General features: G+C 65.0%; 11 protein-coding genes. 5 read left to right on the forward strand and 6 right to left on the reverse strand.

Annotated elements, in window-relative coordinates:
- Positions 1–148: 148 nt before the first annotated feature.
- The 3 genes from AC628_RS37925 (at position 149) to AC628_RS37935 (ending at position 3,464) form a co-directional block, all read left to right on the forward strand.
- Positions 149–1,072, forward strand: coding sequence for a LysR family transcriptional regulator (locus tag AC628_RS37925; protein ID WP_074131754.1), 924 nt, complete (start codon positions 149–151; stop codon positions 1,070–1,072).
- Positions 1,073–1,199: 127 nt separating this feature from the next.
- Entirely contained in the window at positions 1,200–2,612 is a 1,413-nt protein-coding gene (locus AC628_RS37930; protein ID WP_074131755.1) for an MFS transporter, read from the forward strand.
- Between the two features lie 99 nt (positions 2,613–2,711).
- Positions 2,712–3,464: a sulfate transporter family protein gene (locus tag AC628_RS37935; protein ID WP_074131756.1), complete on the forward strand. Its 753-nt coding sequence runs from the start codon at positions 2,712–2,714 to the stop codon at positions 3,462–3,464.
- Here AC628_RS37935 and AC628_RS37940 read toward each other — a convergent pair.
- The 6 genes from AC628_RS37940 to nth all read right to left on the reverse strand — a co-directional run bounded on the left by AC628_RS37940 (position 3,456) and on the right by nth (position 10,434).
- Complete coding sequence (locus tag AC628_RS37940; RefSeq protein WP_502689824.1) at positions 3,456–5,093, reverse strand: DHA2 family efflux MFS transporter permease subunit; 1,638 nt, start codon at positions 5,091–5,093, stop codon at positions 3,456–3,458. The two genes, AC628_RS37935 and AC628_RS37940, sit on opposite strands and share 9 nt — an antisense overlap.
- Positions 5,090–5,602 carry an isoprenylcysteine carboxyl methyltransferase family protein gene (locus tag AC628_RS37945; protein ID WP_074131757.1) on the reverse strand — a complete coding sequence of 171 codons (513 nt, stop codon included), beginning with the start codon at positions 5,600–5,602 and terminating at the stop codon, positions 5,090–5,092. Before AC628_RS37945 ends, AC628_RS37940 begins: the two co-directional genes overlap by 4 nt.
- Positions 5,599–6,660, reverse strand: coding sequence for a type III polyketide synthase (locus AC628_RS37950; protein WP_074131758.1), 1,062 nt, complete (start codon positions 6,658–6,660; stop codon positions 5,599–5,601). The genes AC628_RS37945 and AC628_RS37950 overlap by 4 nt, the downstream gene beginning before the upstream one ends.
- 143 nt (positions 6,661–6,803) lie before the next feature.
- Entirely contained in the window at positions 6,804–8,432 is a 1,629-nt protein-coding gene (locus tag AC628_RS37955; protein WP_074131759.1) for an MFS transporter, read from the reverse strand.
- On the reverse strand, positions 8,419–9,570 hold the full coding sequence (locus AC628_RS37960; protein ID WP_502689825.1) for an HlyD family secretion protein: 1,152 nt from the start codon (positions 9,568–9,570) through the stop codon (positions 8,419–8,421). The genes AC628_RS37955 and AC628_RS37960 overlap by 14 nt, the downstream gene beginning before the upstream one ends.
- Positions 9,571–9,636: 66 nt before the next feature.
- Positions 9,637–10,434: an endonuclease III gene (nth, locus tag AC628_RS37965; protein ID WP_210190315.1), complete on the reverse strand. Its 798-nt coding sequence runs from the start codon at positions 10,432–10,434 to the stop codon at positions 9,637–9,639.
- A gap of 22 nt (positions 10,435–10,456) precedes the next feature.
- Here nth and AC628_RS37970 point away from each other — a divergent pair, with 22 nt between their 5' ends.
- Complete coding sequence (locus AC628_RS37970; RefSeq protein ID WP_074131761.1) at positions 10,457–11,002, forward strand: DUF2244 domain-containing protein; 546 nt, start codon at positions 10,457–10,459, stop codon at positions 11,000–11,002.
- A 111-nt stretch (positions 11,003–11,113) separates the two neighbouring features.
- Positions 11,114–12,010 (forward strand): methylated-DNA--[protein]-cysteine S-methyltransferase, encoded by an 897-nt coding sequence (locus AC628_RS37975; protein WP_074131762.1) that lies wholly within the window; start codon positions 11,114–11,116, stop codon positions 12,008–12,010.
- The last annotated feature ends 128 nt before the right edge of the window (positions 12,011–12,138 follow it).

The raw sequence follows: 12,138 nt of genomic DNA on the forward strand, positions 1-12,138 counted from the left end.
CTCTTGATTTAGACGCGTTTTCTTCACGCGAACCGGTACCCACTTCGCTCGAAAACGCTTCGTGATTGGCGCAGGTTAGGCTTCCGCACGCTATCTGAAAAATATAATCTGTCGAATAGTGCATTCGTCGTTCTAGAACGCTGAACCCATGGATTCGCGCCAGCTTCGCTATTTCATCGCGGTTTACGAGCAGCGCAACCTGTCGCGGGCGGCGGATCAGGCCAATGTCGCGCAGTCCGCGCTGAGCCACCACATCGCCAATCTGGAAGCCGAATTCGCCACCCCGCTGTTCGAGCGCAAGCCGCGCGGCATGGAGCCGACTGCGGCCGGCGAGCGGCTCTATGAACATGCCCGCATCATCCTGCGGGCGATGGCGGCGGCCGAGCGCGAGATCAAGGAAGGCGGCAGCGAAATCGCCGGCGACATCTCGATCGGCATGGCCAATTCCGGGATGAAGGCGATCGGCGTGCCGCTGATGCGGACCGTGCTGACGAAATACCCGAACCTGAAGCTGTCGCTGACCGAGAGCCTCTCCGGCGCGACGCTGTTGCATCTGCTGAGCTCCGATGTCGATCTCGCGCTGGTCTACAATCCGCCGTCGGAAAAGGATCTAGTGGCCGAGCCGGTGCTGGAAGAGCAGATGTTTTGCGTCGGCACCGAGAAGCTGATCGGCAGGAAGGCGCCGATCAGTTTCGAGGAAGTGGCGCGGCTGCCGCTGATCCTGCTGCGGCATGGGCTTTCGGCGCGCGCACTGCTCGATGATCCCGTTCCGCTGAAGCGGCTCGAAGCCAACGCGATCATGCACCTCAACTCGACCAGCGGCATGATCGGGGCGCTGACCGCCGGGCTTGGCTGCACGATCGCGACGACGCATTTCGTGAGCGAGCCGTTGAAAGCACGACTGCTGGTTGCCCGCGAGGTCGTCGAACCCAAGCTGACCCGCACGCTCTATCTCTGCCGCCTGCGCAACCGCCCGATGACTTACGTCATGGAGGAAATGTGCCGCCTGATCCGTGCCCTGATCGCGGACCAGGTGGGCCGCGGCGCCTGGGAGGCGACGCTTCTGATCTGAGATCGAAAATATCGAACGATACCTTCGATATGTTCGTCTGGATTTCTGGCTCCCGGCTGCCAAACATGAGCGAACCGCACGCCTTCGCAAGAAAGGCGGCCATTGCACCATTCCGGGGAGGACCATCATGAGCGCCGTCGAACTCGGCTCGGTTGCCGATCTCGCCAACACGACAAGCGGACCCGACCAGATTTCGCGGCGGCTCGAGGCGCTGCCCACGTCCGGCTACGTCTGGCGGCTGGTGATCCTGCTCTCGCTCGGCGGCTGCTTCGAAATCTACGATCTGTTCTTCACCGGCTATATCGCGCCGGGCCTTGCCCGCAGCGGGCTGATGACCACGACGACGCAGGCCTTCTTCGGTTTCTCCGGCATCGGCGCCTTCGTCGCGGCAACCTTCGCCGGCCTGTTCATCGGCACCTTCTGCCTCGGCTTCCTCGCCGATCGCTACGGACGCAAGGCCGTCTTCACTTATTCGCTGCTGTTCTACAGTGCGGCGTCTGTGATCATGGCGTGCCAGACCACGCCTGGCGGCCTCTTGCTGTGGCGCTTCATCGCCGGAATCGGGATCGGCATCGAGGTGATTACCATCGACGCCTACATCACCGAACTGGTGCCGAGCTGGATGCGCGGCCGGGCGTTTGCGATCAACCAGGCGGTGATGCTGTCGGCAGTGCCGATCGTTGCCGCGCTGTCGTGGTGGCTGGTGCCGGCGACGCCTTACGGCATCGATGGCTGGCGCTGGGTGGTGCTGATCGGCGCCGCCGCCAGCATGATCATCTGGGTGCTGCGGCTCTACGTGCCGGAAAGCCCGCTCTGGCTGGCCCGCAATGGCCGCGCCGCCGAGGCCGAGACGATCATGCGGACGCTCGATGCTGCATCGGGCACGGCCGCGCCGCGCCCTGCCCCCGCGGCTGCGGTGGCGTCGGCACGTGCGCCGGTCGAGACCGGCTATGCCGACCTGTTCCGGCCGCCCTACGCCTCGCTCGTCGTGCTGTTCATGATCTTCAATCTGTGCCAGGCGTTCGGCGTCTACGGCTTCTCCAACTGGGTTCCGGCGCTGCTGGTTCAGAAAGGCATCAACGTCACCAAGAGCCTGCAATATTCCTTCATCATCGCATTCGCCTATCCGCTCGCGCCGCTGCTGGCCGCAACCTTCGCCGACCGCTTCGAGCGCAAATGGATCATCTGCGGGGCGGCCGCCGCGATCTCGGTGTTCGGCCTCGCTTTCGCGCAGCTCACCGCGCCAGCGCTTTTGATAGCCAGCGGCGTGCTGGTGACCGGCGCCAACATGACGCTGTCCTACGCCTATCACGCCTACCAGACCGAGGTGTTCCCGACCGCGATCCGGGCACGCGCGGCGGGGCTGGTCTATTCGATGAGCCGGCTCAGCGCGACCTTCTCCGGTTTCATCGTGGCGTTCATGTTGAAGGAGGCCGGCGTCATTGGCGTGTTCGGCCTGATCACTGCGGCGATGGTCATCGTGATCGTGACCATCGGTGTCTGGGGCCCCCTGGTCCGCGGCAAGCCGCTCGACGCCTAGAACTTTTCGGCGCGGTTTCCAACCGCGACACAAGCGGCACTTGCCGAAGCCGTATTGGGTGGCTACCTCTCGCGGGTCATTTGCAGAGGTAATCCGGTCATGTTCGATGCCGCCATCAAGGCGCTTTCGCAAATCCTGTCGCCGCCGATGCGCACGATCCTGTGGCGCTCGATCGGGCTTGCGCTGGTCTTGATCACCGTGCTGGCGATCGGGTTGCAGCGGCTGCTGAGCTGGTTTGCCGACACCGGCGAGGTCTGGGCCGAAGGCATGCTCGGTCCCAACTTCCATTCCACGCTGCACGTGCTGTCCTGGATCATCTCGATCTCGGCGGGCCTTGGCGTCGTGCTCGGCGGCATCTTCCTGATGCCCGCGATCACCTCGCTGGTGGCGAGCCTGTTCGTCGACGACGTCGCCGACCATGTCGAGCGCGAGCACTATCCGGCCGACCATCCCGGCGTGGCACTGCCGGTCACGCTGGCGACGATCGAGGGCGTCAAGACCGCGCTCCTCACCGTGCTGGTCTATCTGGTCGCACTGCCGTTCGTGCTGTTCGCGGGCGCGGGCTTCATCATCTTCTTCATCGCGACCGCCTGGCTGCTCGGCCGCGAATATTTCGAGCTCGCGGCAATGCGCTTCCGCTCGCCTGATGATGCCAAGGCGATGCGCAAGGAGAACGCGGCGACGGTGTTCACCGCCGGCCTGTTCATCGCGGCCTTCGTCTCGATCCCGATCGTCAATCTGGCGACGCCGTTGTTCGGCATGGCCTTCATGGTCCACATGTACAAGCGGCTGTCGGGTCCGCGCCGCGAGCTGATCGAGCCGGCGCGGCGAAGCAACGTTTCCTCAATCTAGATGTCTTTTTTGAGCATGATCTTTTCGGAAAACCGGTGTCCACTTTTCCGGATCATGCTCTAGCTCGCATTCCCGCGGCACCTGGAGCGATGCCGGCGTCCGGTCGCGTGCGAACGGCACCAGCAGCAATCCTGCGATCGCCACACAGGTGAGCATCGCCCAGGCTTCGTTGACGCTGAGTGCGAGCGACGCCCGCTCGACCAGCGGGCGGACAAACGCCACCGTGGCATCGTCCGGCGGCCCCGGCGGACGGTTGATTAGTAACATCGGATCGAGCCCGATCGCCTGCGCCGCGTTGACATCGCCTGCCAGCAGGCGTGCACGAAAATCCTCGCCATAGATCGGGCTGCGCCCGTAGAGGATGGTGTCGATCAGGGCGATCCCGATCGCGCCGCCCAGATTTCGCATCAGGTTGAACAGTCCGCTGGCGTCGGCAACCTCCGCCTCCGGCAGGCTGCCCAGCGCAAACCGCGTCGGCGGCAGCAGGCAAAACATGGTGGCAACGCCGCGCACGGCCTGCGGCCAGAGCATCTCGCCGAAATCAGCCGTACGTGGCTGGAAGGCGCTCAATCCAAGACCGAGCGCGAACAAGGCGAAGCCCGTGCCGGTCAACGCCAGCGCGCCGACGCGACTTTCGAGGATGGCCGCCAGCGGCGCGGCGACGAGCTGCGCGGCTCCCGTGACCAGCATGATGGTGCCGATCTCGAAGGCGTCATGGCGGCGGACGAAGCCGAGGAAGACCGGCATCAGATAAGTCGATCCGTAGAGGCCGATGCCGAGGCAAAAGCTCAGGGCGCAACCGATCGCGAACGAACGCCGCCGGAACAAGGTCAATTGCGCGATCGGATCCGCCGCGCGAAGCGTGCGCCGGATCAGCAGCGCCATCCCGGCAATGCTTCCGATCAGCAGGCTGAGGCAGAGCATCGAAGCCCAACCGCGCTGCGGCGCTTCCTTCAGTCCGATCATGAAGCTTGCGAGGACCGCTGCGAGCAGGATCAGCGACGATTTGTCCAGCCTGGAGAACGCGCGAAGGTGCATCCCCTCTTTCGGAAGCAGCAACGGCGTGACCAGGGCCGCAATCGTTCCCGGAATCAGATTGATCAGGAACAGCCACGGCCACGACCAGGTTTGCGTGATCCAGCCGCCGACAACAGGTCCAACGGTCGGTGCGAGCACGGCGACGGCCCCGCCGATCGTGGTAGCTACCGGATGCAGGCGCGCCGGAAATAGCGTGAACACAGCGGAGAATACCGCCGGGATCAGAACGCCGCCGGAAAATCCCTGCAGCACGCGGAACGTCAGCAGCACGGCAAAGCCGCCGCTGAAGGCGCAGCCGACGGACGCGACGGTGAACAGGCTGACGGCGATGACAAACAACCATCGCAGTGATAGCGCATGGGTGAACAGTCCGGTCAGCGGGATCGCGATCACCTCAGCGATCAGATAGGCGGTCTGGATCCAGCTCATCGCCGAAGGCGAGATCGCAAGCGCGCGCTGGATCGTCGGCAGCGAGGTCGCAACGACCTGGATGTCGAGGATTGCCATGAACATGCCGAGGCACATCAGCAGGAAGCCTGCCCAGGTCGCAACGGATGGGCTGTCGGCTAGATGATCTGCCCGCTCGCTCATGGTGTGCTGATGCGTGGCCAGTCGGAAACCGACAGCGCACGGCCCTCGGCGCGAATTCGGACGGCGAGCACCGCACAATTGAGCACGGTGAAGATCAACGCCAACACGGGCATGTGCAGTACGAGCGGAAGCAGCGCGATTTCAGCGACGACGACGGCATAGTTTGGATGCGGAAAGTACCGGTACGGCCCGGATGCGATCAGCGGTGCACCCGGCAACACGACGATCCGCGTGGTCCATCGCGGTCCGAGTGCGGCGAGGATCCACAGCCGCAAGCCTTGCAGCGCCACGAAAGCCGCTAATGCAGCCAGGTTGACATCCTGGTTGTGGCCCCAGATCCACAGCGCGGTCAGCCAGCCGGCGTGAAGCAGCACGATGAGCGGGTAATGACCGGCGCCGACCTCGATCGCGCCTTGCGCCAGCAGCCGCTCCGTGTTGCGACGGGACAGCGCGAGCTCGCCGAGGCGCTGCAGCGTGACCAGTGCAAGGATGACCGAAGCGAAGCTCACGCCGCGTGCCTCAGCGCAACGCAGCTCAGCGTGAAGCCCGGCCCGAGCGCGGTGAGCAGCGCGCGCGGCGGCAATCCCTTGGCGCGAGCGCGTTCGAGAACAAACAGCACCGTCGGGGCCGACATGTTGCCGCACGCCGCGATGACGTCGCGCTCGTGATCGAGCGTGCCCTGATCGAGCGCGAGCGCCCGCTCCAGCGCGGCGATGACCTTGGCACCGCCGGGATGGCAGAGGAAGCGGTCGATGTCGTCGGCCGTCAACTCCATCCGGGCCAGGATTTCGCTCACGGCCGGTCCGACATGGTCGCGGACGAAGTCCGGAATGGTGCGCTGAAAGACGACGCCGAATCCTTCCGGATCGACCGTCCAGCCCATGATGCCGAGCGTATCCGGCCACAGCTTTTCGCCCGCCGCCTCGATCCGTGTCGCACCGCCGTCGCCGGCGCGCAGCACGATCGCCGCGGCGCCATCGCCGAACAGGCTGGCCGCAACGATATTCGCCTTGGTCAGCTCATCGTGGCGGACCGCGAGCGTGCAGAGCTCGAGCGCGACCAGCAGCACGTTCGCGCCGGGCCGCGCTTGCGCCAGCCGCGCCGCGATCGAGAGGCCCGACACCCCGCCGGCGCAGCCGAGGCCAAACACCGGCACACGCGACACATCCGGCCGCAGGCCGAGCTTGCCGGCAACGCGCGCCTCCAGCGTCGGCGTGGCGATGCCGGTCGAGCACACCGTGACCACGGTATCGATGTCGCTGCCGGTCAGGTCGGCGCGCGCAATCGCCTTGCCGGCGGCATCGACGAACAATGCCTCGGCGCCTTCCAGGAACGCCTGCGTCCGCTCCGGCCAACCGCGCCGTTCGAGATACCATTCGATCGGCTTCACGCCATAGCGATGCTGGATGCCGGTGTTGGCGAACAGGCTGGAGAGCGTCTCGAATTCGGGATAGCGGTCGGCGAGAAGATTGCGCGCGGCCTGCAGGATTTGTCCCTGATGGAATAGATGCGGTGGAACCGCTGTCGCCATGGAAACAAGCGCGGCCGTTTGCGTGGTCTCGATCATCGTGGCTCCAGTTCCCCCGGTTGTGGAACCACGCGATGCGCAAAATATTTCAGTCGCCCACGAGATAGCTGGATCGCAGCAGTCACTATTAATTGACCCAGGCGGCGGCCCGTCCGCGGTGTCCCCGGCGCGCCTTTCGCAAATCAGGAAGCGGCGGTGCCCGACCCGCGCAGCATCTTCTTCACGAAGACAAGCGGCACCGGCGACAGCGGACCCTGGGGCGCGCGCGTGATCAGGGCTACGAGGAATAGCGCCGCGATCGCGAGCCAGAAGCACAGCCAGAAGCCGTCGATGTAGGCGAGCGTGTTGGCCTCGCGCTGCACCAGCGCCGCCAGCGTGCCGACGGCCCGCCCCATCGCCGCCCCGACGCCGTGGCCGGAAAATTCACCGGCTAACCGCTTCAGCAGGTTCACGACGTCGACGTCGCCGTTCTGGACGTGCTGTCCGAGATAGTTCGAATGGATCTGCTCGCGAACGCGCAGCCAGGTCCCCATCAGGGCCACGCCGATCTCGGCGCCGCCGAGCCGCATGATCTGGATATAGGCCGCGAACGCCGTCGCCCGCGACGGATCGGAATTGGACAGCGCCATGATGATGATCGGCAGCAGCGTGAACGCCTGCCCGACCGACGTGAGCAGGACGATGCCGACGAAATCTTCCCGCGCCCAGACATGGCTCAGCTGCGTGCCCCAGAGATTGGCGGCCGCGAAGGCCGAGAATCCGAGCACCACGACGATGCGCGGATCGAGGTGGCGGAGCAGCAGGATCGAGATCGGCACCAGCACGAACATCGGCAGCGCGCCGTAGGTGAACAGCAGCACGCCCGACTGCTCCGGCCGCAGCGCACCGACAGTGCCGAGGAAATTCGGCACCAGCGACGAGTTCGACAGGCTGGTCAGCGTGTAAAGCAGAATGACGATCAGCGAGAGCCCGATATTGCGCGAGAACAGCACGTTGAAATGCGCCCAGGGCCGGCGCGCGACCATTTCGTTGATCATGAAGGCGATGATCAACGCGCCACCCCCGATCAGCAGCGCCATCACGGTGCCTGACGACAGCCAGTCCAGCCGGTTGCCCTGGTCGAGCCCGGCATAGGCCATCGCCACGCCGGCGCCGAGCAGCAGCATGCCGCCCCAATCGGCATGGTGCAGCAGGTCGCGATTGACCGGCTCGTTCGGCGTGCCGAGATACACCATCAGGCCCATCAGCGGCGCGATCACCACGCCCTGCCAATACAGCCACTGCCAGCCGAGGTGCTCGACATAGAAGCCGACCAGCGAGCTCGACGAGTCCAGCGCGAAGCCGACGCGGATCGAATACATCGCGATCGCCGGCACCCACCATCGGATCGGCAAATTGCGCAGGATGATCATCAGCGTCGCCGGCACGAAGGTGCCGAGCAGCATGCCATGCGCGATGCTGAGCGCAATCAGCGCCGTGTAGTCGTGCACGAACGGGATGATCAGCGAGACCACGGCATAGACCAGGCTCGGAATTCCGAGCACGCGCCGCAGGCCGAACGCGGTGGCGAGCCAGGCCACCGCGGGCGCGACGAAGATCTGCGAGCCGATCGCTGCGGTCGAGAGCCACGCGCCCTCGTCGAAGGTGAGCGAGAACGCGCCGCGCAGGTCGGGCAGCCCGACCGTGGTCAGGCGGCTGTCGAAATTCGCCAGGAACGCCCCGAGCAGCACGGCGACGACCGCGAAAAATGGATAGCGCGCGACGTCGCCGCGGGAGACCGGACCGCTGTGTCGGTCGTCACTTTCCGCCATTGGCGGCCGCCTCGCCGGTATTGATCCGCGTCACCACCGACATGCCCGGCAGCAGGCGCTCGAGCAGTGGCTGGCCCTTGTCGAACTGGATCCGCACCGGAATGCGCTGCACCACCTTGGTGAAGTTGCCGGTGGCGTTGTCGGGCGGTAGCAGCGCGAATTGCGATCCGCTCGCCGGCGCGATGCGCTCGACGACGCCGCGTAGCCTCGCGCCGGAGAATGTGTCGACGGTGACCTCGACCGGCTGCCCCGGTCTGACGTTGGTCAGCTGGGTTTCCTTGTAGTTGGCGATCACGTAGACGTTCGGCAGCGGCACGACATTGACAAGATTAGTGCCGATGTTGACGTAGTCGCCCGGCTGCACCTGGCGCTCGCCGGTGACGCCGTCGAACGGCGCGGCGATCCTGGTGTAGCCGAGCTTGAGCTTGGCCGATGCCAGCAGCGCCTTGGCGCCGTCGAGATCGGCGGCGCGCTGCTTCTTGGTGCCCTGCAGGACCTCGAGCTGATGGCGCTGCGCCGCGATCACCGCGCGGCTGGCCTGCACGTCGGCCTGCGACTTGGCGTAAGCCGCAGTGGCCTGTTCGAGGCGCTGCAACGTGCCGGCATCGGTTTGCGACAACGAGTGCTGACGCTCTTCCTCCTGCCGCGCCAAAGTCTCCTGCGCCTCCGCGGACAGCCGCGAGGCCTCGGCCTGCGCGATGGTCGCATATTGCAGCTCGACCTGGTTGTTGAGGTTGTCGAGCGCAGCCTGCGCACCGACCACACCCGCCTCGGCCTGCGCAACCTGCGCCTGGTAATCGGCAGGATCGATCTGCACCAGGAGATCACCGGCCTTGACGCGCTGGAAATCGGAGACGGCGACCGTGAGCACTTCGCCTGAGACGCGGCTACTGAGCTGGGTGAGCTCGGCCCGTACATAGGCATCATCGGTGGTCTGGATCGTGGCGCTGCCGATCCACGCATTCCAGCGCGAGGTCGCCACAACGACGAAGGCGAGTGCAACGAGCACCGCAAACAGCGGGATCGCGAAACGGCGCCAGAAACCCTTGGTCGCAGATTTCGGTGCGACCGGCGCTGTCGCAGGAGCAAGAGCCGGCTGGGTGACGCGTGAGGAACCGTCTTGAACCTGCTCTGTCACGCTACACTCCTCGATTACGCACCGGAACGCTGGACGAGCCTATTACCACACCACGACGACCATGGCTCAGACGGTCTTTTCCGGCCAGCGGCAGAGGTCATTGATCAGACATACTTCGCAACGCGGGCCGCGGGCGAGGCAGGTGTAGCGGCCGTGCAGGATCAGCCAGTGGTGGGCGTGCAGCATGAACTCGGTCGGGATCACCTTCTCCAATCCGAGCTCGACCTCGAGCGGCGTCTTGCCGGGCGCGAGGCCGGTGCGATTGCCGACGCGAAACACATGGGTGTCGACGGCCATCGTGTGTTCGCCGAACGCCATGTTGAGCACGACATTCGCGGTCTTGCGGCCGGCGCCGGGCAGCGATTCGATCTCAGTGCGGGTGCGCGGCACCTGGCTGCCGAATTCGGCGATCAGCTTCTCCGAGAGCGCGATGACATTCCTGGCCTTGTTGCGATAGAGCCCGATCGTCTTGATGTAGTCGCGCACTTTGTCTTCGCCGAGCTCAACCATCTTCTCCGGCGTGTCGGCGACCTCAAACAGCGGCCGTGTCGCCTTGTTGACGCCGGCGTCGGTTGCCTGCGCCGACAGCACCACCGCAACCAGCAGCGTGTACGGGTTGAGATGCTCGAGCTCGCCCTTCGGCTCGGGATTGGCTTTGCGGAACCGGTCGAAGACCTCGTAGACCTCCTCCGCCGTCCACGGCTTCGGCTTCGCAGCCTGCTTTGCGGTTTTCTTGGCGGCCTTTGCGGGCGCCTTCTTTGCCGCGCCTTTGGGCAGCGGCTTTGCCGCTTTCGCGGCTTTCTTCTTCGGCGCCGACCGAACGCTTGGCGTGCTGGCGCGTTGAGTGCGGATGATTTTGGCCATGAACGGGATATACTGATACGCCATGACCGCAGGCAACGACTTTGATCCCACGAGAGACGCCGAGGCGACCGGCAGCGAGGCCGAGCCAAAACTGTTCTCGGCGCTGCTGACGCCACATCGCTCGCTGAATCGCACCGGCTTCATCGTGCTGATGTCGTTCGTCACCGTGGTCAGCTTCATCGCCGGCGCGGTGTTCTGGTGGCTGGGCGCCTGGCCGATCTTCGGCTTCTTCGGGCTCGACGCGCTGGTGATCTACTGGGCTTTCAAGGTCAATTTCCGCACCGCCAGGGCGAGCGAGGAGATCACCGTCACGCCGTCGGAACTGCGGGTGCGCCGGATCAGCCACCGCGGCCATGTCGTCGAATGGGTGCTCAATCCGCTGTGGGTGCGGTTCGAGCAGATCTCGCATGAGGAGTTCGGCATCGAGCGGCTTTACCTGGTGTCCCGGGGCCGCCGGGTCAGCGTCGGAAGCTTCCTGAGCCCGGACGAAAAGGCTAGCTTTTCCAAAGCCTTGACTGCCGCGTTGAACACTGCCAAGCGCGGCCCCACTTACAACCCCATCACCTAAGCGCGTTTCATTTGAGCATGATCTTGCCGGAAAACCGGTCCCCACTTTTCCGGATCATGCTTGTCGGAAATCGGGTGGTTTGGATGCGCCATGGCTCCTAAATCAGACACCATGATGACACTCGCCATACATGATCAGCGCCTGGCCAAGCCGGGCCTCCAGAACGCCGCGCTGCGCGACTACGATTCGGTCCGGCGCGCCATCGCGTTCATCTCGGAGCATTGGCGCGCGCAGCCGACCATCGAAGCGATGGCCGATGCCGCCGCCGTCACACCGGATGAACTGCACCATCTATTTCGCCGCTGGGCCGGGCTGACGCCGAAGGCCTTCATGCAGGCGCTGACGCTGGACCACGCCAAGAACCTGTTGCGCGATTCCGCCAGCGTGCTCGACGCCGCGCTCGACTCCGGCCTCTCGGGCCCGGGACGGCTGCACGATCTGTTCGTCACGCATGAGGCGATGTCTCCCGGCGAATGGAAGACCGGCGGCGGCGGCATGACGCTGCGCTACGGCTTCCATCCGTCGCCGTTCGGCACCGCGATCGTGATCGCAACGGACCGGGGGCTCGCGGGGCTTGCCTTCGCCGATCCCGGCGACGAGCAGACCGCATTCGCGGACATGAGACGGCGCTGGCCGAACGCGACCTATGTCGAGGACACCGACGGCACCACCGCCTTGGCGCAACGCGTGTTCGATACAAGGTTGTGGCGGGCGGACCAGCCGCTGCGCGTCGTTTTGATCGGTACCGACTTCGAGGTGCGGGTGTGGGAAACGCTGCTCAAGATCCCGATGGGGCGCGCGGTGAGCTATTCCGATATTGCCTGCAACATCAACAGCCCGAAGGCCTCGCGCGCGGTCGGCGCCGCGGTCGGCCGCAACCCGGTGTCGTTCGTGGTGCCCTGCCATCGCGCCCTCGGCAAGAGCGGCGCGCTGACCGGCTACCACTGGGGCATCACCCGCAAGCAGGCGATGCTGGGCTGGGAAGCCGGGCAGGTGGGGCTGCACTGATCGCCGCTAAAGCGTGATGAAGTTAGGTTCGTCCATATCCTGCATTTGCTAAAGCGTGATGAAGTTAGGTTCGTCCATATCCTGCATTTGCTAGGTAGCTCAGACATTCTTCGGGCGAGAAGAGCTTG

The organism is Bradyrhizobium sp. NAS96.2 (genome assembly GCF_001908235.1).
Lineage (GTDB): Bacteria > Pseudomonadota > Alphaproteobacteria > Rhizobiales > Xanthobacteraceae > Bradyrhizobium.

What these genes read in the sequence shown, in the direction of transcription:
- AC628_RS37925 (WP_074131754.1), top strand. Translation starts at nt 149, where the DNA reads ATGGATTCGCGCCAGCTTCGCTATTTCATCGCGGTTTACGAGCAGCGC.
- AC628_RS37930 (WP_074131755.1), top strand. Translation starts at nt 1,200, where the DNA reads ATGAGCGCCGTCGAACTCGGCTCGGTTGCCGATCTCGCCAACACGACA.
- AC628_RS37935 (WP_074131756.1), top strand. Translation starts at nt 2,712, where the DNA reads ATGTTCGATGCCGCCATCAAGGCGCTTTCGCAAATCCTGTCGCCGCCG.
- AC628_RS37940 (WP_502689824.1), bottom strand. Translation starts at nt 5,093, where the DNA reads ATGAGCGAGCGGGCAGATCATCTAGCCGACAGCCCATCCGTTGCGACC.
- AC628_RS37950 (WP_074131758.1), bottom strand. Translation starts at nt 6,660, where the DNA reads ATGATCGAGACCACGCAAACGGCCGCGCTTGTTTCCATGGCGACAGCG.
- AC628_RS37955 (WP_074131759.1), bottom strand. Translation starts at nt 8,432, where the DNA reads ATGGCGGAAAGTGACGACCGACACAGCGGTCCGGTCTCCCGCGGCGAC.
- nth (WP_210190315.1), bottom strand. Translation starts at nt 10,434, where the DNA reads ATGGCCAAAATCATCCGCACTCAACGCGCCAGCACGCCAAGCGTTCGG.
- AC628_RS37970 (WP_074131761.1), top strand. Translation starts at nt 10,457, where the DNA reads ATGACCGCAGGCAACGACTTTGATCCCACGAGAGACGCCGAGGCGACC.
- AC628_RS37975 (WP_074131762.1), top strand. Translation starts at nt 11,114, where the DNA reads ATGATGACACTCGCCATACATGATCAGCGCCTGGCCAAGCCGGGCCTC.